The organism is Acinetobacter sedimenti, from assembly GCF_022601685.1.
GTDB lineage: Bacteria > Pseudomonadota > Gammaproteobacteria > Pseudomonadales > Moraxellaceae > Acinetobacter > Acinetobacter sedimenti.
Map to the genome: position 1 here is coordinate 110528 of NZ_JAKUML010000001.1, position 19129 is coordinate 129656.

16 protein-coding genes are annotated in these 19129 nt (G+C 43.2%); 8 read left to right on the forward strand and 8 right to left on the reverse strand.

Features of this window, described 5'->3' with window-relative positions:
* Nucleotides 1–14: 14 nt before the first annotated feature.
* Complete coding sequence (locus tag MKI79_RS00570) at nt 15–1499, reverse strand: leucyl aminopeptidase (protein ID WP_322111806.1); 1485 nt, start codon at nt 1497–1499, stop codon at nt 15–17.
* A 166-nt stretch (nt 1500–1665) separates the two neighbouring features.
* Between MKI79_RS00570 and lptF the strand changes: the two genes are divergently transcribed.
* Together lptF and lptG are read left to right on the forward strand one after the other, a co-directional pair.
* Complete coding sequence (gene lptF, locus MKI79_RS00575) at nt 1666–2766, forward strand: LPS export ABC transporter permease LptF (RefSeq protein ID WP_241570044.1); 1101 nt, start codon at nt 1666–1668, stop codon at nt 2764–2766.
* The gene (lptG, locus tag MKI79_RS00580) at nt 2766–3836 is read left to right on the forward strand and encodes an LPS export ABC transporter permease LptG (RefSeq protein ID WP_241570049.1); all 1071 of its coding nucleotides are present in this window, start codon (nt 2766–2768) and stop codon (nt 3834–3836) included. The genes lptF and lptG overlap by 1 nt, the downstream gene beginning before the upstream one ends.
* Here lptG and MKI79_RS00585 read toward each other — a convergent pair.
* The gene (locus MKI79_RS00585) at nt 3819–3995 is read right to left on the reverse strand and encodes a hypothetical protein (protein WP_241570050.1); all 177 of its coding nucleotides are present in this window, start codon (nt 3993–3995) and stop codon (nt 3819–3821) included. The genes lptG and MKI79_RS00585 overlap by 18 nt on opposite strands.
* Here MKI79_RS00585 and gpmI point away from each other — a divergent pair.
* Together gpmI and MKI79_RS00595 are read left to right on the forward strand one after the other, a co-directional pair.
* On the forward strand, nt 3994–5538 hold the full coding sequence (gpmI, locus tag MKI79_RS00590; RefSeq protein ID WP_241570052.1) for a 2,3-bisphosphoglycerate-independent phosphoglycerate mutase: 1545 nt from the start codon (nt 3994–3996) through the stop codon (nt 5536–5538). The genes MKI79_RS00585 and gpmI overlap by 2 nt on opposite strands.
* A 186-nt stretch (nt 5539–5724) precedes the next feature.
* Nucleotides 5725–7023: a S41 family peptidase gene (locus tag MKI79_RS00595; RefSeq protein WP_241570055.1), complete on the forward strand. Its 1299-nt coding sequence runs from the start codon at nt 5725–5727 to the stop codon at nt 7021–7023.
* A 104-nt stretch (nt 7024–7127) separates the two neighbouring features.
* Here the strand turns inward: MKI79_RS00595 and MKI79_RS00600 are convergent, their stop codons facing one another.
* Genes MKI79_RS00600 through gacA form a run of 3 tightly spaced genes read right to left on the reverse strand, consistent with a single transcriptional unit; the run spans nt 7128 to nt 10836 of the window.
* A complete protein-coding gene (locus MKI79_RS00600; RefSeq protein WP_241570057.1) occupies nt 7128–8567 on the reverse strand; it encodes a sigma-54-dependent transcriptional regulator in 1440 nt (479 codons plus the stop codon).
* A 31-nt stretch (nt 8568–8598) separates the two neighbouring features.
* Nucleotides 8599–10179, reverse strand: a complete 1581-nt coding sequence (locus MKI79_RS00605; protein ID WP_241570059.1) for an ATP-binding protein — start codon at nt 10177–10179, stop codon at nt 8599–8601.
* A gap of 21 nt (nt 10180–10200) precedes the next feature.
* On the reverse strand, nt 10201–10836 hold the full coding sequence (gacA, locus tag MKI79_RS00610) for a response regulator transcription factor GacA (RefSeq protein WP_241570070.1): 636 nt from the start codon (nt 10834–10836) through the stop codon (nt 10201–10203).
* 190 nt (nt 10837–11026) lie between these two features.
* Here gacA and MKI79_RS00615 point away from each other — a divergent pair, with 190 nt between their 5' ends.
* The gene (locus MKI79_RS00615; protein WP_241570072.1) at nt 11027–12109 is read left to right on the forward strand and encodes a D-alanyl-D-alanine carboxypeptidase family protein; all 1083 of its coding nucleotides are present in this window, start codon (nt 11027–11029) and stop codon (nt 12107–12109) included.
* Nucleotides 12110–12410: 301 nt separating this feature from the next.
* Here the strand turns inward: MKI79_RS00615 and MKI79_RS00620 are convergent, their stop codons facing one another.
* Complete coding sequence (locus tag MKI79_RS00620) at nt 12411–13820, reverse strand: FAD-binding oxidoreductase (protein WP_241570075.1); 1410 nt, start codon at nt 13818–13820, stop codon at nt 12411–12413.
* A gap of 102 nt (nt 13821–13922) precedes the next feature.
* Between MKI79_RS00620 and serA the strand changes: the two genes are divergently transcribed.
* A complete protein-coding gene (serA, locus tag MKI79_RS00625) occupies nt 13923–15152 on the forward strand; it encodes a phosphoglycerate dehydrogenase (RefSeq protein ID WP_241570077.1) in 1230 nt (409 codons plus the stop codon).
* 82 nt (nt 15153–15234) lie between these two features.
* Here the strand turns inward: serA and MKI79_RS00630 are convergent, their stop codons facing one another.
* Entirely contained in the window at nt 15235–15657 is a 423-nt protein-coding gene (locus MKI79_RS00630; RefSeq protein ID WP_241570079.1) for a protein YgfX, read from the reverse strand.
* Between the two features lie 37 nt (nt 15658–15694).
* Nucleotides 15695–15955, reverse strand: a complete 261-nt coding sequence (locus MKI79_RS00635; protein WP_241570081.1) for an FAD assembly factor SdhE — start codon at nt 15953–15955, stop codon at nt 15695–15697.
* Nucleotides 15956–16232: 277 nt separating this feature from the next.
* On the opposite strand from MKI79_RS00635, the gene MKI79_RS00640 reads away from it, so the two are divergent.
* The gene (locus tag MKI79_RS00640; RefSeq protein WP_241570083.1) at nt 16233–17405 is read left to right on the forward strand and encodes an acyl-CoA dehydrogenase family protein; all 1173 of its coding nucleotides are present in this window, start codon (nt 16233–16235) and stop codon (nt 17403–17405) included.
* A 445-nt stretch (nt 17406–17850) separates the two neighbouring features.
* Complete coding sequence (locus tag MKI79_RS00645; protein ID WP_241570085.1) at nt 17851–19104, forward strand: hypothetical protein; 1254 nt, start codon at nt 17851–17853, stop codon at nt 19102–19104.
* Nucleotides 19105–19129 lie beyond the last annotated feature (25 nt).

The window sequence follows — 19129 nt, forward strand, 5'->3', positions numbered from 1 at the left end:
CAATGTTTTCTGAATTAATTGCTGACACGATTGGCAAGGAATTGCATCAACAGCGGTACTGGACGACCTGTTGCGCCTTTTTGTGCGCCTGAAAGCCATGCCGTACCTGCAATATCCAAATGTGCCCAACGATAGTCACGGGTAAAGCGTTGCAAGAAGCAAGCCGCAGTGATCGCACCACCATAAGGTCCACCGATATTCCCCATATCTGCAAATGGCGAATCTAACAATTCTTGATAATCATCCATCACAGGCAAGCGCCATACACGGTCAAAGGACTGCTCTCCTGCATCAATCAAGGCTTGCGATAGCGCATTGTCAGGACTAAATAGACCAGAAAGCACTTTGCCAAGTGCCACCACGCAAGCGCCTGTCAGTGTAGCAATATCAATCACCAATTCAGGCTCATAACGTGCGATATAGGATAAGGTGTCGCAGAGTACCAAGCGACCTTCGGCATCGGTATTCAGCACTTCGACGGTTTGACCGCTCATGGTCGTGACGATATCGCCTGGGCGAGTCGCATGACCTGACGGCATATTTTCCGCACAAGCGAGCGCACCAACCACGTGAATCGGTAATTTGCTTTCACATAAAGCACGCATCACACCGAGCACGGTGGCTGCACCGCACATATCGAATTTCATTTCGTCCATGGTCGCCGCAGGTTTCAGTGAAATACCTCCTGTGTCAAAGGTCACACCTTTGCCGACGAGGACAACAGGTTTTTGTGCTTGCTGAGAATTGTACTCAAGCAAGACGACACGTCCTGAACGCTCCGAGCCTTTACTCACCGCTAAGAACGCATTCATGCCGAGGTCAGCCATTTGTTGTTCATTCAGCACAGTCACATTGAGCAAATCTGGAAATTCACCTGCAAGTTTCAAAGCTTCATCAGCCAAATACTCTGGGAAACAGACATTGCCAGGGGTATTACCAAGATGGCGTGTGAAATGCTGACCTTTTTGAATGGCTTGAAGCAAAGTCAGTTGTGCGCTATCGAGTGAGGTTTGTTCAGCAAAGAATTGGATGCTTTTTAAGGTGATTTCTGATTTTTTGGTTTTGAATTGATCATAGGCATAATTGGCTTGAGTCAGTGCCAAAGCAAATTGGTAATGCAATGTTTCAGGTAAAGTGCTGAGGTCAATCGTAATGGTTTCAGCGAGTTTTTGCGTAGCTTTAACGATGCTTTGCGCAAGCTTTTGCAGTTTTGTACCATTTAATTGCTCAACATCACCAATGCCAACCACAAATAGTTGAGGGAAAGCCTCACTTTGCGCATAAACAGGGTGCAGTTGATTAAATTTGCCTTCAAATTGGCTGAGTTCTAGCCATTTCTCAAGTGAGCTGATTTCACTTGCGTTGAGTTGCGATGCAATATTTTCGCCATCTTTTGCTTCTTGAATAAGACGAATGACTGGTTGTACTTTAATTTCGGGTAGTTTTAGGTCGGTTATTAAGCTTAGTTTCATAAAGTAATCATTATCCTTGGCAGTCATCAGCTTTGATGAGATTTGTGTAAATGGTGCAACAATATCACCATAATATACCGATTTATTACGGCACTGCAAAATAGCACTGGGGCTGACATTCAGGTAAACTAGCACAATTTATGCGTAGTCTGTGGACGCATCGCATGATTCAAAAATTTTTGGGAATTTGCATTTGATTATTACTCGATATTTGGTCAAGCAAGTGGTGACAACCTCATCAGTCGTTGTGGCATTGCTGACCTTAGTGATGCTCGGTGGTCGCTTGATCAAATACTTTGGTGTTGCTGCGCAAGGGCGTATGGATGCAGGGATTTTATTTAGCATTATTGGTTATCGGTTACCTGAATTTTTGACCTTGATTTTGCCATTGGGTTTTTTTGTTGGCTTAATGTTGGTGTTTGGACGTTTGTATGTCGATCACGAGATGGCGGTGCTCAATGGGAGTGGTGTCAGTCGTGGGCAGTTGGGGCGAAAATTATTACCACTTGCTGCAATCATCATGGCATTACATACCGCATTGATGTTATGGATCGCACCGTGGGGTAACCGTTCTTTTGATCATCTCACGACGACGCAAGCAGTACGTAGTGGCTTTGATTTAGTGCGCCCCAAAGAATTTATTTCTAGCGGAGTCTATACTATCTATGCAGGTGGTTTGACCGAAGATCGGCAGAGTTTAAAAGATATTTTCTTTTATCAAAAAGCGGATAAGGCAGGGCAACCTGATGTGATTATTCTTGCCAAAGAAGCACGTCGTGTCGCTGCGGAAAACGATCAAGCCAGTATCGTCGATTTGTATCAAGGGCGACGTTATAGCTTTGTTCCTGGGCAACCGAAATATTTACAAGCAGAGTTTGAAAGCTATCGCTTACGTCTTGAACCTGAAGAAAACGACGAAATTATATCGCAACGCATTGAATCAATGACTATGGCGCAACTTTGGCAGCGCCGTGGACAAAGTGATGTGATCATGAGTGAGCTAGGTTGGCGTATCTTTGCGCCATTCGTGATTTTGCTCGCATTATTACTTGCTGTGCCGTTGTCTGAGGTCAGTCCACGTCAAGGACGTTATTATCGCTTATTCCCTGCAATTATGATTTTTGCCAGTTTGATCGTGGCGCTGATGGCAGTCAAGACACGCATGACCAAAGGCGAGCTGGGGATTTGGGCATATCCTGCGATTCTCATGATCTATACAATTGTTGGTTTGTTTTTTGCCAAAAAATATAAACTCACACCTAAAATCAAAAAACGTCTAAGAGGAGCGACCTAATGTTGTCACGTCGTATTCTCGCTCGTCATGTCATTAAAGCAACTGGTGTTGCCATGTTGGGTGCAACCGCAATTTTATTATTATTACAAATGTTATTCGGCTATCTCGCTGAGCTTGGTGAGCTGAACGAGCATTATAACGCATGGCAAGCTTTTCTCTATATTCTGTGGGATGCGCCGAGCAAACTCCTTGAGCTATTGCCGATCGGTGCGTTGATTGGTTCGGTTGTCGGCTTGGGGACACTTGCTTCAAACAGCGAGTTGGTGGTGATGCGTGCTTCGGGGGTGAGCCTGTGGCGCATCGTCGGTTGGGTGATTCGTCCTGCACTATTATTAATCGTCGTGTCTTTTGCGCTCAGTGAATGGGTTATTCCCTATAGCAATGAGCAAGCCAAAGCCGCACAAAAAGAGAATTATCGTGCGTCGCTTGGTGAGGTGCATGGTTATTGGACACGAGAAGGACAACGCTTTGTGCATATTGATTATGCCAATGCAGGCGGACATTTGCGCAATGTTCAAGTGATTGACTTTGATGATAATTATCGCATTGTTTCGACCATTAATGCCGAAGAAGGACAGTTTCAACAAAATCAAAATTGGACACTTTCAGGGATTCAACAAGTCGATATTTTCCCTCAAGGTCATGCACAGCAAACGACACGAACCGAGGAAAGTTTGCCTTTGGCTCTACAGCCGAAATATGTGCATATGGTGACAGTGAATCCTGAAGATCTTGCGCCAAGTCAATTGATCAGCTTTATGAGCTATATGGATGAATATAGCCAAGTGCCGAAGAAATATGAGCTCGCTTTTTGGAAAAAACTCGCCTCACCACTGGCTTTGATTGCATTGGTAGTGATTGCTTGTTCGTTTATCTTTGGACCACTCCGTCAACAGTCGATGGGCTTTCGCTTGGTGATCGCACTGTTTGTTGGCTTAGGATTTTATTATTTACAAGACTTCTTGGGCTACGCCAGCCTGATTTATAGTCCATCGGCGGCGTGGTTTGTGCTGTTGCCTATTTTTATGATTTTAGGTGCAGGTGCATTTTTGTTACATCGGGTGCGTTAAAGTCAGGTCCGTGCTTGCATTTGGTAAGTTGGCTCTTGCATCAACAGCCCAAGCAGTCGTCAAAGGAACAGTATTTGGTGGATGAATTTGTTGTAGAAATTGCGTAAAATTACGTCGATAAATGACGATGTAAAGATTAAACAGGTGAGATGAAGTCATGACGGATGTAACAACACATAAAGTTCCCCACGTTTTGGTGATTATGGATGGCATTGGTCATCGGGAAGCGGTCGAAGATAATGCATTTTTGGCGGCAAAGACACCAAATCTAACGGCAATGAAGCAAAATCATCCACATAGTTTAATCTCAGGCTCTGGTGAAGACGTTGGCTTACCTGATGGTCAGATGGGTAACTCTGAAGTCGGACATATGAATCTTGGTGCAGGACGTGTGCTCTATCAAGACTTTACTCGGATTACCAAAGACATTCGCACAGGTGATTTTTTTCAGCATGAAGTCTTAGTCGATGCTGTGGAAAAAGCCAAAGCGACAGGTGGTGCTGTACATATCATGGGATTGCTTTCACAAGGTGGCGTGCACTCGCATGAAGATCAAATCGAAGCCATGTGTGAATTGGCATTGAAACGTGGTGCAACCGTTTATCTGCATGCTTTTCTTGATGGTCGTGATACACCGCCAAGAAGTGCTGAGCCAAGTTTAAAGCGTTTCGATGCTTTATTTGCGCAGTATCCAAATCAAGGGCGTATTGCCACGATGATTGGTCGCTACTTTGCCATGGATCGTGATAATCGTTGGGATCGTGTTGAGCAGGCTTATCGTCTATTGGCCGAAGGCGAAGCATTACGTGTCGTAGACAGTGCGGTGGATGGTTTAAATCAAGCCTATGCTGCAGATGAAAGTGATGAGTTTGTCAAAGCAACTCGTATAGGTGAACTGGCAACCATCAAAGATGGCGATAGTATTGTCTTTATGAACTTCCGTGCCGATCGTGCCCGTGAACTGACCCGTGCTTTTGTAGAAAAAGAATTTGCAGGCTTTGAACGCAAAACCCTGCCGAACTTAGCTAAATTCGTGATGCTTACACGTTATCAAGCGACCATTGACGCACCTGTTGCGTATATGCCTGAAGAATTGAAAAATTCAATCGGTGAATATTTATCTGATTTAGGTAAAACCCAACTGCGTATCGCTGAAACTGAAAAATATGCGCATGTGACTTTCTTCTTTAGTGGCGGTCGAGAAGACGAATATGAAGGTGAAACACGTATTCTCGTGCCATCGCCGAATGTCGCTACTTATGATCTACAGCCTGAAATGAGTGCTTATGAAGTCACGGATAAACTCGTTGATGCGATTAATTCAGGTGCATATGATCTGTTAATCGTGAATTATGCCAATGGCGACATGGTTGGTCATACGGGTGTATTTGATGCGGCGGTCAAAGCGGTTGAAGCTGTCGATAGCAGTCTAGGTCGTGTCTATGACGCTGTGATGGCGAACAAAGGGCATATGATCATCACTGCCGATCATGGTAATGTCGAGCAAATGCAAGACTACGACAGTGGTCAGGTGCATACGCAACATACAACAGAGCACGTGCCATTTATCTATGTCGGACCGACTTCGGCAACGATTGCTGAAAAAGGTATTTTGGCAGATGTGGCACCGACCTTACTGAGCCTGATGAATATTCCTGTGCCAACAGAAATGCAGGGGCGTAATCTCATTACTTTGGCTTAAATCGCTGATTTAAGGTGTCGTATCAAAGAAGTTCGCTTTAGCTACTCATTGTGATGAATTGTTAAAGCGACTTACGTGCAGAATAATAATATTGAGTCGATTACATATTTCAGTTGATGTGATCGACTTTTACAGACACTATCAAGGATTGAATTGCGAGAAATCGCCACTGCATAGGACGTGAATATGCCCAACACATCACCACTAATCTTAGTTTTGCTGATGACAGTCTGTGGTGTGTTGCCAAGCTCTGCATTGTGGGCGCAAAGTGATACAACGCAGAATAATCCTCAGCCTGATAAAGGACTGAATACAAATTTTAATGATGAGGATTTTCGTACTGCGCCGAGTGATGTGAGTCAAAGCATAGATGATCAGCTCAGCCTTGACGAAGAAGAACTCTCAAATCAACCTGATGATGCGAATATCGAAGATATTCCGATTGATCAAATTCGCCAGTTTGTAGAAACTTTCCAATTGGTAAAAAAGAACTACGTGGATAATGTATCGAATGATCAACTGTTCGAGCAGGCGAGTCATGGTCTATTAGAAGGACTTGATCCCTATTCACGATATCTGAGCAATGAGCAATACCAACAACTGATGCAATTTACCGAAGGGCAGATTGCAAAAATTCCATTTCAGTTAGTTTACGTTCCTGAAAAACATCAATGGCAAATCGGTGGTATTGCCAATGGTTCTGATGCCTACGAGCTCGGCTTACGTAACAGCGAAGTGGTGGAAAGAATTAATAATAATGCCGTGCAATATTTGGATCAACGTACTGTTGATAGTTTGCTTACAGGGTCGCTCGGTAGTATTGTTAAGTTGAAAATCAAACGTGGTAATCGTTCGGTGGTTGCCGATGTCGTCCGAGATCAACAGCTAAACTATGATGTTGAACCGTATTTGACCGATGAGCGTATCTTGGTGTTAAAAATTAAAGCATTTCAGCAAGACACCGTGCAACAAATCCAACATTTCTTAAATATTTATCAGCAACGTACCGCAATTCGTGGTGTGATGATTGATCTTCGAGATAATCCAGGCGGCTTGCTTTCTTCGGCAGTTGAGCTTGCAGATTTGTTCTTGGAAAAAGGTTTAATTGTCAGTACCAAAGGGCGTATTGAGGCGAATCAACAATTCCAAGCCCTAGCCAGTCAAAATCCAGTGACTTATCCTGTAGCAATTTTACAAAATCGCTTTTCAGCTTCAGCTGCAGAAGTCTTCTCAGCAGCATTGAAAGAAAACCAAAGAGCGACTGTATTTGGTGAAACCAGTTATGGCAAAGGTGCTGTGCAAAAGCTTTTCCCATCACAACAAGGTGCGGTGCAACTGACCGTATCACATTATTTCACACCAAATGGCCAGATGATCGAAGGCAAGGGTGTTGAAGTCGATCGCAAACTCAACATGAGCGATCTACAGACAGATCGTCAGATTCAAGATGAAGCGAGTAGTCAGTTTGGTCGCATGATTCCTTAAAGGTCGAATTTTATATCAACTGCAACGCTTCGTGTTCTAAATCAAAAAGCCTTTTCATCTTAGAAAAGGCTTTTTATTGGAGTACAAATTAAAAAAGAAGTTGGTTATTCCTCATCATCGCTATCGAGTTCAAACTTTTTCAAACGATAACGCAAAGATCGGAAAGTCATACCAAGCTTTTTCGCTGCAAGTGTGCGATTCCAATGTGTTGCATCAAGCGCTTGAATAAGCAGACGTTTTTCAATCTCTGCCAAGTATTCTTCTAAGCCTTCTTGTGGAAGTCCTGATTTTCCAAGTTTTGGTAATTCAGGTTGATTTGATGCTTGCACTGACCCTGTAGGATGTGAGCTGATCGGCGACTCAGTGAGATCAGCGCTGTTACTACTGACATGCTGTCTTAAGCCTTGAATATGCTCACTGCGAATAATTTCACCATCGCATAAAGTAACGGCTCGTTCCATCACGTTGCGTAACTCACGCACATTTCCTTCATAGTAGCCTGTAAGTAAATGCGCTTTTGATGTATTCGACAATTGCATTGGTTCCAGTTGCCAATCCTGACAAATCTGCTTTAAGAAGTGCTCAGCGAGTACAATGATGTCGTTGCCACGTTCACGAAGTGGCGGAATATTCACTTCAATAACATGAATACGGAAAAATAAATCTTGGCGGAATACGCCTGTTTGCACCATCTCTGCAAGATTTTTATGCGTTGCACTCAGGATGCGAATATCGACGCTGATTTCTTGATCGCTACCGACAGGGCGGATTTTTTTCTCTTGAATTGCTCGAAGCAGTTTCACTTGCATCGCCAGTGGCAAATCGGCAATTTCATCTAAAAACAGTGTGCCGTTATGTGCCGCTTGAAACAGTCCAACTTTGTCTTGATGTGCACCTGTGAAGCTACCTTTTTTATGCCCAAAAAACTCGCTTTCCATCAACTCTTGTGGAATCGCACCGCAGTTCACAGGGACGAAAGGTCCTTCGTTACGATTGCTAAGCTGATGAATCAGTCGTGCGACGACTTCTTTACCTGTACCTGATTCCCCCGAAATATAGACTGGGGCTTGTGAGCGAGAAAGCTTACGAAGCGTACGCTTTAGATGTTGCATGACTTCAGATTGCCCTAATAGCAATTGGTCTTCGATCTGTAAATCAAGCGTGGAAATTGGGTTGATACTACTATCTAAGGCGTGTGAGAGTAATGCTTTGAGCTGAGTTTGTTGGATGGGTTTGCTGACAAAATCAAATGCACCTGCTTTGAGTGCGGCAATCGCAATATCGATACTGCCATAGGCACTGATCACCGCCACAGGTAAACCTGCATAATGCTGTTGGATATGTTCGACAATCTGTAAACCGTTACCATCAGGTAGATTGAGATCGGTTAAGCATATATTAAAAGTACGCTCGGCAAGGGCTTGCTTGGCTTGTTGGACATTTTCCACACAAACACTTTCAACGTCTAAGCGTTTTAGTGTCATTTGCATCAATGTGCGGATATCTTCTTCATCGTCTACGACTAAGGCAATCGCTTGCGCCATCGTGGTTAACCCCTAATATTTCATTAAATTTTTAATCTTCCATCAGTGGACATTCTATACGAAAACACGCACCTTGTGTCTGTGGAATATATTTCAAATGTGCGTGATTCGCCTCACAAAATGTTTTGGATAGATACAGTCCCAAGCCTGTACCATTGACCGCTGTACTATGAAATGGCTCAAATAAATTTTGCAGTTGCGCACTGCTGACGCCAGTGCCTTGATCAATCACGTCGATCATGGTGTAGTCACCAAGTCGATGTGCTTTGATGTCAATACGACTGTTTGGAATATGTTGATGTCCGTGACGGATCGCATTTCGAATCAAATTGATTAAGACTAAACGCAGCTGATGCGGGTCAAAATGAATTTCTGTTTTCGCTTCGATGGTTAAGCGCAAATGTTTTTGTACATCCATCAAGTCTTCACGGATAAAGCTACGTAGCCAAGGATATAGGTCGATGTCTTCGGACACGGTTTGATTTTGCCGTGACATATTTAAGGTATCTTCAATGATGCGATTGATGCGTTTGCATTGCTTATCAATCATCTCTGTCAACGATTTTAAATCGTCGTCAATATCATCCTCAAGTAACTCATTGGCTTGGCTAATCGCAGATAGCGGATTACGAATCTCATGGGCAATACTCGCAGAGAGTTGACCCAGTGATGCAAGTTTTAGACGTTGTACTTGTTGATTGATCTTATCCATACTTTCGATGGTAAATAAGGTCAGTTGCTGTGTCTGATTGCGTGTAATGATCGGACGATAGTGAATATTTAGCTCAACACCGATATCGGCGGTATAAATGAATGTGCCTTTGTAGTTTTGTGCTTTGTGGCGAAGTATCTCTTGCAATAGCTTTTCATCAATATGATGCAAGTCTTTGCTTCGGAGCAACATATCATTCGGTAGCTGTAACAAGTTTTCCGCAGAACGATTAATGGAAATAATCATACCTTGCTGATCAAGTACCATAAACCCTGTTTCAAGTTGCTCAATAATGTTTTGATTAATCTGTTGTAACTGAAAAATCGCAGAACGCTGGGTCGTTGCAACGGATTCAATAAACTTTAATCGACGAATGCCAATGCGGGCAATCGCATAAGTACTTAAGAAAACAAGGGTAATTAGGCTCGATGTACCAAAAAAGGCGACGTTACCATCGCCAAAAATACTATAGAAAAACTGCTGATAAACGACCGCAATCACACTCAGCAAGGTAATGATCAATGCCTTTCGTGCGGAAAGTAACATTACCGCTGCGAGTACCAACATCATAAACAGCAAGACGATGGCAATGTTTGGTCCAGTACTGAGATACAAAATCGCACTCAAGTGCAAATAATCAATGATCAAATACACAAAAAGCTGTTGGGATAAATATTTTTGTTTATAGCGAAATGTCAGGAAGTTCATCCCGCAAATCAGCACATAAGCTATGCTTAGTACCAGATAGGCTTTGGGATGTCGAGCACCAATGATCAAATCATTCATACTCACCAATAGAATGGCAAGTAAGCCCAGCGCAAGAAATAAACGATATCCCGTGTAAGATGCACCCAAGCGTTTTAGCGTTTCTAACTTATTGAGTTCTTGTAGTTTACTCATGTTGAGGAGATGTGGTTGTTTTTAGAGCTTTATTAAACCATAACGCATTGCCAAATGGGTAAGTTTTACATCACTATCCACGGTTAATTTTTCAAAAATACGATAGCGATAAGTATTGACCGTCTTTACACTGACGAAAAGTTTATCAGCGATCTCCTGCGCACTGACACAATTTACCACCATCATCGCAACTTGCATCTCACGTTCAGACAGACTATCGAATGGTGATTGTTGGTGATCGGAGAGATAAGAACTCGCCAACTGTTCAGCAATATCCGCACTAAAGTATTTGCCGCCTTGGGTGACTTTTTTGATGGCACGAACCATCTCGGTCATTGGAGCACCTTTGGTGATATAGCCTTTTGCACCTGCTTTGAGTAAAAGCGAAGGGTAAGGCTCTTCGGATAAACCACTCACAGCAAGGACATGCGTATTTGGTACAGATTGTAAAAGACGACGTGTCGTTTCTACACCACCGATCCCTGGCATGTTGACATCAAGCAATACCACTTCCGGTTGTAACTGCCTTGAAAGGAGAATTGCTTCCTCGCCAGACTCAGCTTGTCCGACCACCTCGATCTCCGGATGATCCTCTAGCATGCGACAAATCCCAGTCCGAACGAGTTCATGATCATCAACAACCAGTACAGAGATCACATTTTTCTCCCTAAATTTCAATTTTTTTGTTACATAACGCAAAATTCGCTTGCAATTACATCGTAATTTTAGCGATCCTATAACAGAACCCAACGAATTTGCTAAATGAAGTTTGAACAATGATACATGATCAAGCGTCTGGCAAGTCTTTTTTAACGCAGGAAGCGTAGTTTTAATAAAGGTTGTGTCTATGCGTAGAACTCACTCTAGAACCAGACAAGCTCTCAGTCGGCTGAGTTTGGCAATTGCCACTGTAGTTACTTGTCATTACAGTTTTGCTGAAATTGTCGTTCAGCAAAATACCTCAAACAATGCGAATATTGCATGGTCGGATGCGCAAGCGAGTCAATTCTTAAGCGATGAAGAACCAGCGGCACAGGTGTCGACACAAGTCACCACCCGCGCACAGCCTGCTCAAAAGTCTTCCACAATCGTGCTCAACAATAGCACGCTTGCCAATAAATATCCAACGACCACAAGCAATTACAACAAGACTTCATACAGCAGTTATAGTGCTTCACAGCCAAGCATCAATGCAAAAGCGGCATTGGTGATGGATGCGCAAACCGGTGAAGTGCTCTACGGTAAAAATACCAATACAGCACGTTCGATTGCTTCGATCACCAAGCTGATGACAGCGGTAGTGATCGCAGATGCACGTCTAGATATGTCAGAGCGTATTACGTTACAGCCGATCGACTTCGCAGGGGCTGCGGGTAAAAACTCAAGCTCGACGCTACGTGCAGGTGATACGCTGAATCGTGCAGAAGCTTTACTCTTTGCTCTAATGAAATCTGAAAACCCTGCTGCGGCTGCGCTTGGACGTACTTATCCAGGTGGTAAGAGTGCATTTGTTGCAGCGATGAATGCCAAAGCACGTGAGCTTGGTATGTATTCTTCGCAGTTTGCAGAAGCGACTGGTCTTGATCCTGCCAACCGTGCGTCGGCTCGTGATTTGGGGATTTTGGTGAGTGCGGCATCACAATATGGTTTGATTCGTCAGTTCTCAACCACACCACATTATGACTTCAATCTTGGCTATCGTGTATTGAAATCAAACAATACAAATGCTTTGGTGCGCAATGGTACGTGGAATATTAATATTTCAAAAACTGGCTTTATCAACGAGGCGGGTCGTTGTGTAGTGATGCACACGACAGTGAATCAACGTCCTGCAATCGTGGTATTGCTCGGTGCATCGAGTAGCTCGGCACGGACGAATGATGCGAATAATTTGCTAACTTGGGTCAGTCATTTGCCAAAACGTATCTAACGATTTTTTAAGTTCGTAAGTTTTAAAATCCCAAGTTTTGATGCTTGGGATTTTTCATTTAAAGTGTTATTTAAGGTTTTAAAGTACCGATATCAGTTTGAATAATTGGAAAAATAATATTTTTAGGGAAATCAGGAAAGAATTCATTGCTTTCGTAGGTCACTGTTGCGAGAAATAATAAAAATATCAGAATATACAGTTGCTTCTTTCTTATACTTTTCCAATAAAAAAGCGCATCAATTGATACGCTTTTAGCAAGTTTTGGTATGAGCTTCAATCTTTGTAGATCGAAGTATTTCGATTACAGATCAAACAACTTACCTGGATTCATTACATTGTTTGGATCAAAGACTTGTTTTAAGGCTTTCATATAGCCGATTTCAGTGTCTGAGCGAGTGTAGTCGAGATACGGTTTTTTGGTCATGCCAACACCATGCTCCGCCGAGATTGAGCCGTTATATTTCTTTACAGTTTCAAAGACATACTTATTCACCACCTGACATTTTGCGAAGAATTCATCTTTAGTTAAATTCGCAGGCTTTAAGATGTTTAAGTGCAAATTGCCATCGCCAATATGCCCAAACCAACAAATCTCAAAATCAGGATAATTCTCCGTCACGATTTGGTCAATCTCGGCAATGAATGCAGGCACATGGGTAATCAGTACCGAAATGTCATTTTTATATGGCGTAAATGGGGCAATCGACTCGGAAATATCTTCACGTAGTCGCCAAAGGTTCTGTACTTGCTCAAGATTTTGGCTCATTACACCATCAAGCACCCAACCTTGTTCCATGCAGTGCTCGAACAACTCCATGGCTTTGTCCATGATCGGCTCAAACGGTGCTTCAAACTCAAGCAACACGTAGAACGGACATTGACTTTCAAATGGACGCTGTACATGACCATGATCGAGGACTTTTTGCATGGCGACTTCACCGAAAAACTCGAATGCAGTCAGGTCAATTTTGCTTTGGAATGTATGCAATACAGGCATCACCGCATCAAAATTCGGCACACCAAGCACGAGAACTTGTAAGTCTTGCGGTTGACGTTCGAGCTTCATTTCTGCTTCGGTGACAATGCCAAGCGTACCTTCACCACCGATGAATAAATGCTGTAGCGCATAGCCTGTAGCATTTTTGATCATGCCTTTATTAATATGTAATACATCGCCTTTGCCCGTGACCACGGTCAAACCAAGTACCCAGTTACGCGTCATACCATATTTGATGACTTTGATCCCGCCTGCATTGGTGCCGATATTGCCACCGATCTGACTTGAGCCAGCTGATGCAAAATCGACTGGATAATATAAACCTTGCGACTCGGCATAGTCTTGCAGTTGTTCAGTCACCATACCTGCTTGGATATGTACCATACGATCGGCTGGATAGAAGTTCAGCACTTTATTCATGCGATCAAGGCTCACCACCATTTCGCCATTAGATGCGACTGCACCTGCAGATAAACCTGTACGACCGCCAGATGGTGTGATGGCGATATTGAATTGATTGGCTATTTTAACCAAATCCGCCACTTCTTGTGTGGTGCTTGGGAAAACGATCACACTTGGGTTTGGCTCAAAATGTTTGGTCCAGTCTTTACCCCAGGTCATCAGGGCGTCGGTGTCAGTTTTGACACGTTGTTCACCGACAATGTTTTGAATAGCGGTAAGAAAATCAGTAGGTAAATTGACAGAAGCATTCATAGTGCTAAACCCAAATATCGAGATAAAAAGACATGATTAAAAGCCATTGGATATATGTTATCATACTGCGATTCAATTTTTGGCCTTTGTAGCGGAGTCGTGATGAGCCAACTTTCACTTCCAAAAGATAAAATTCGTTTCCTCTTGTTAGAAGGTGTGCATCAAAATGCCATCGATACTTTGAACGCAGCAGGTTATACCAATATCGATTATCGTAAAACTGCGCTTGAAGGAGATGAGCTAAAAGAAGCGATCCAAGATGCCCATTTCGTTGGGATTCGTTCACGTACCCAGTTGACTGAGGAAGTGATTGAGTCGGCGAATAAATTGATCGCCATTGGTTGCTTCTGTATTGGTACCAACCAAGTAGACTTGAAAGCCGCTATGGCGCGTGGTATTCCAGTATTTAATGCACCGTATTCGAATACCCGTTCAGTTGCAGAATTGGTCTTGGCGCAAGCGATCCTATTGCTTCGTCGTGTCCCTGAAAAAAATATGGTATGTCACCGTGGTGGTTGGGACAAGTCTGCTGTGGGTTCGTATGAAACACGTGGTAAGACTTTGGGTATCGTTGGTTATGGTTCGATCGGCTCACAACTTTCTGTGATCGCAGAAAGCTTGGGTATGCACGTGATCTATTATGATGTCGTGACCAAGTTGCCACTCGGTAATGCACGTCAAGTCGGTTCAATGGGTGAGCTACTTGCCAATGCTGATGTTGTGTCGCTTCATGTACCTGAAGTGCCATCTACACGTTACTTCTTTACCAAAGAGCAATTTGCTCAGATGAAAGAAGGCGCAATCTTTATGAATGCGGCTCGTGGTACGTGTGTAGTCATCGAAGATTTGGCTGATGCGTTGAAATCAGGTCATTTGGGCGGTGCAGCAGTAGATGTATTCCCGAAAGAGCCGAAAGCCAATGGTGAAGAATTCCAATCTCCGCTACGTGGTCTAGACAATGTGATCTTGACACCACACGTTGGTGGTTCAACCATGGAAGCGCAGGCGAACATCGGTCTTGAAGTTGGTGAGAAATTCGTTGCGTATTCTGACAAAGGTATGACTTTATCTGCGGTGAACTTCCCTGAGATCGCATTGCCATTGACCGAAGGTCAACATCGCCTATTGCACATTCATAAGAATGTTCCGGGTGTATTGTCAAAAATCAACACACTATTTGCTGAGCAAGGCATCAATATCGCAGGTCAATCTTTGATGACTAAAGGCGATGTCGGTTACTTGGTCATGGATGTGGACGCATCTGCATCACAAGAAGCCTTGGATACTTTGTATAATGTCGAAGGTACGATTCGAGTACGTGTTTTATTCTAAGTATCGTTAAAGCAATAATCCTACAAAATCTAAACCATTCTTCGGGATGGTTTTTTAATGGGCTGAGCGTGGGTTGAATCCGCTAATTCAATAGTTGTAATTGTTTGAGTTTTTTCCAATCAACAAGGGAAACTTGATCTTTGGCAATCCAAAGATGAATTGGCTTTTCATCTTTATTTTCAAATTGAAAGAACAATAATATACCAAAGGATTGAATTGATTTTAATTCGGCTTGCTGTTGAAGATTTGATTTAACGACTTGAGAATTTTTAAGTGAATTTTTTGCGAGTGTCCACGTGTTTTGATCTAAATGTGCCATTGCCGTGATGGGCGAGCGATTTCTAAAAAATAAAGAGAAGAAACCTGCTACGACGGTCAATAAGAGCGCCCAAATACTTGGCATAGTTTGTAAAGCAAGTACAAATAAAATAGCCAATAAACCAATTTGAATCAGTAATTTATAAAAACTAACTTTGAGCTGTACATATAGGTTTGACGCATCCATAACTCAATATTTCAAAGTGTTTGTGGTGACAGGACAGTTAGTTGCTGTGTACGAAACTTTTCATCTTCGCAATCAAATCAAGCAAGGCTTTATTCTCAGGCTCAGACACTGCCATAAACCAATCAAGTAAATCAGGATCTTCTTGTTCGACCAATTCTTCAAATAAGGCTTGCTCATCAGCGGGTGCTGTTAAGTATTGAGTTTTCACATATGGGTCAAAATAAATATCCAACTCTTTTAAGCCACGACGGGCACGGTAGATGACTTTGCGCTGTTCTAAAGTAGGTTCGACTGACATAAGGGATCCTCAATGAATGAATCGGCATTCAACCGATTAAATTCGTGAAATTGTAAACTATTTTTCTAGATTTCTCTGATTTTCCTGATTGGATTGACTGAATTTACCTGAATTGTGGTCTTGGCAAAATCTGCCAGTTCCTCACTGGATTTGAGCATTGTGCGCATTGTTTGCACATTAGCTTTCCTTTTAACTAAATGGCGAATTGAATGGTAAAAATTTTCACGTTTTGAAGATTGAATGTTTTTTTAAATGATTTTGAATACAAGGATTTGTTATGTCTGAAGGTGCGATTCGTCCGATTGCCAATATGCTTCCCCGCAATTTATTTAATGCTGAACACGATGCTTTTCGTGACACGGTGCGTCGCTTCTATGAAAAAGAAGTCGTGCCAAATATCGAAAAATACGAAACCCAACAGCATGTTGATCGTGACTTGTGGAACAAGGCGGGCGAGCTCGGTTTGCTCTGTGCGACCATGCCTGAGCAGTACGGTGGCTCAGGTGTAGATCGCTTGTACAGTATGATCTTGATCGAAGAACAAGCCTATGCGATGGACTCCAGTACAGGCTTCTCTCTGCACTCTGATATCGTCGCCAATTACATTAATAACTTCGGTAATGATGCACAAAAAAGTCACTGGCTACCGAAAATGGCAGCTGGTGAAACCGTCACAGCGATTGCCATGACTGAGCCGGGTACAGGTTCAGATTTGCAAGCGGTGCGTACTACCGCAGAGCTTGATGGTGATGACTATATTATTAATGGTTCAAAAATCTTTATCACCAATGGCTATCTTTGCGATATGGCGATCGTGGTCTGCAAAACAGGTAAAGAAGAAAAAGGCTCTGCGAATTTATCCTTGATCATCGTTGAAGCGGATCGTGCAGGCTTTAGCAAAGGCAAGCCACTCAAAAAAGTTGGGATGAAAGGGCAAGATACTTGCGAGCTATTTTTTGATAATGTCCGAGTGCCAAAAGAAAACTTACTTGGTATGCAAGGCATGGGATTTATGATGTTGATGAAAGAACTTGCATGGGAGCGTATGTTAGTTGCGATCATCTGTCAGGCAGGTGCAGAAGCAGCGCTCGCACATACTATTCAATACACCAAAGAGCGCAAAGCCTTTGGTAAAGCGGTAGCAAGCTTTCAAAATACACGCTTTAAACTGGCGGAACTACGTACCGAGATAGATTTCTGTCGTGCTTATTTGGATCGTTGTATGGAGCTTCAACTCGAAGAGAAACTCGGCATTGATGCGGCGGCGGCAGCGAAGTATAAGATTTCGGATATGTTCTCCAAAGTCGTCGATGAATGTGTGCAGCTGCATGGTGGCTATGGCTATATGCTTGAGTACCCAATCGCTCGTGCCTATATCGACAACCGAGCCAATCGTATTTATGCAGGCACCAATGAGATCATGAAAGAGTTGATTTCAAGAACATTGTAAATGTGAAGTCATTGGCGATCAGGAAATTGTTAGACAAATTATCAAGATTGAAGACTATTTTTGTATAGTATGAAAATTCATCAACTGAGATAGAGGTGAGTGAAATGATTATTCCAACTTATCTTTTCGTCCTGCTAGCCACTGTTCTTGCAATCGTCATTGGTCGTGCTGGCACTGTACTTCGTGAAATGTTAGATCATCAACATTCTTAAAAAATAAGCACTCCATGCTTTAAGTTGTACACAAAAACAAGTCTATTCTCCCATAGGCTTGTTTTTTTTATGCCTAGAATTAAAAAATAATGCTGTAGAATATTTGATCTGAGCGGTAAATTGACTATACTGCCAAGTAACACTTGCAAAGCGGTCTTTTCAACAACAATAAGCTTTGCTATGGTGAGTGGTTAGGGACATCAAAAAAATATTGAGATAGAGGACGTCTATTTATGCCTAAGGTTCAGAAGTTGTGCCAGGGTGTGGCGCTTGCGATGACTGTTGCGGTGACTTTTACGGGGTGTTCGCACATCATTAAGTCAGGGGCGAATATTGCACTACGTTTTAGTGAAAATCATATCGTACCGCCAATCCTAGCTATGGATGATGCCGACATGGCATGTGCATCAGGGAACGCATTAACTCCTGCAATTATGTCTACCAAAGACATGGGTGCCGATCCCACCAAAATGGCTGTTTTACTGTACACATCTGCAGGACTTTGTGCAGAAACAGAAGCCTTAAATGCAGAGTTGCGCTACTTACGTGCTGCTAAAGCAGGTAATGTTGCAGAAGCACAAGATGCACGTATTGAACAAAAGCGTTGGGCTGCGATCGCTGCACATCGTCAATATGCAGGCTATCAAATCTTTGCCGAGCGTTGGGAAACCAAATACAAATTCAGATTGGGTGATTCATGCCCAACGATGAAAAAAGATTTAGATAAAACTGTTTACCTATTGGGTATGCTCAGTGGTCTACAAGCTGTGACCAATGATATTAACTCTGGCGGTGAAGTCGAAGTACCGAAGGACATCGCTGCGATTGTTGAGCGTGGTATGGCGTGTCTAGACAATGAACAGTTCTGGGGCACGCCAAACGCAACACGTGCGGTCATTTGGCAGCTACTTCCAGGTGCTGAAGAAGGCAAGCCTGATCCACAACAAACATTGCGTGACTCAATGGCGATCGGTGAGCGTACGGGTGTTCGCCTACCACATGCGCTCTATGCAGTCGCAGCACAAGCCAGCGGTGATCCTGCTCGAATTCGTGAGGCGCTCCGTGCGTATGGTAATTCGATTGGTGAAGGTAAGGCAGTGAATCCTGACTATCGCCTTGTCAATACAATGGCAGGCTTGATGGTGCGCTCGGTTGCAGATCGTTATTGGACTGAAAATACTGGCGTGCGTATGGCAGATGGTGGCTTTAACACCTTCTGGGATGAAACGCCTGATGATGGTTTAGGTGATCTTGGTGCGGACTTGTTTGATGCCCTAGACGCTGATAATGTGCCAGCGGTTGAAGCTGAGACAGAAGCTGTCGAAGAAACCGTAGAGGCAGAAGCAGTTGAAGAGCAAGCAACTGAATCTGAAGCGACAGAATCTGAAGCGACAGAGAGTCAAGCAGAAGAAGCTGTTGAATCTGAAACTGTAGAAGAAGTAGTCGAAGATGAGGCGGTAGAGTCTGATAGCCAACCTGCGGAATAACAGTCTGTACTCAAAAGCAGTAGGC

Coding starts and splice junctions, on each gene's coding strand:
- MKI79_RS00570 (WP_322111806.1), bottom strand. CDS start 1,499: ATGACTGCCAAGGATAATGATTACTTTATGAAACTAAGCTTAATAACC.
- lptG (WP_241570049.1), top strand. CDS start 2,766: ATGTTGTCACGTCGTATTCTCGCTCGTCATGTCATTAAAGCAACTGGT.
- gpmI (WP_241570052.1), top strand. CDS start 3,994: ATGACGGATGTAACAACACATAAAGTTCCCCACGTTTTGGTGATTATG.
- MKI79_RS00585 (WP_241570050.1), bottom strand. CDS start 3,995: ATGACTTCATCTCACCTGTTTAATCTTTACATCGTCATTTATCGACGT.
- MKI79_RS00595 (WP_241570055.1), top strand. CDS start 5,725: ATGCCCAACACATCACCACTAATCTTAGTTTTGCTGATGACAGTCTGT.
- MKI79_RS00600 (WP_241570057.1), bottom strand. CDS start 8,567: ATGGCGCAAGCGATTGCCTTAGTCGTAGACGATGAAGAAGATATCCGC.
- MKI79_RS00605 (WP_241570059.1), bottom strand. CDS start 10,179: ATGAGTAAACTACAAGAACTCAATAAGTTAGAAACGCTAAAACGCTTG.
- MKI79_RS00615 (WP_241570072.1), top strand. CDS start 11,027: ATGCGTAGAACTCACTCTAGAACCAGACAAGCTCTCAGTCGGCTGAGT.
- MKI79_RS00620 (WP_241570075.1), bottom strand. CDS start 13,820: ATGAATGCTTCTGTCAATTTACCTACTGATTTTCTTACCGCTATTCAA.
- serA (WP_241570077.1), top strand. CDS start 13,923: ATGAGCCAACTTTCACTTCCAAAAGATAAAATTCGTTTCCTCTTGTTA.
- MKI79_RS00630 (WP_241570079.1), bottom strand. CDS start 15,657: ATGGATGCGTCAAACCTATATGTACAGCTCAAAGTTAGTTTTTATAAA.
- MKI79_RS00635 (WP_241570081.1), bottom strand. CDS start 15,955: ATGTCAGTCGAACCTACTTTAGAACAGCGCAAAGTCATCTACCGTGCC.
- MKI79_RS00640 (WP_241570083.1), top strand. CDS start 16,233: ATGTCTGAAGGTGCGATTCGTCCGATTGCCAATATGCTTCCCCGCAAT.
- MKI79_RS00645 (WP_241570085.1), top strand. CDS start 17,851: ATGCCTAAGGTTCAGAAGTTGTGCCAGGGTGTGGCGCTTGCGATGACT.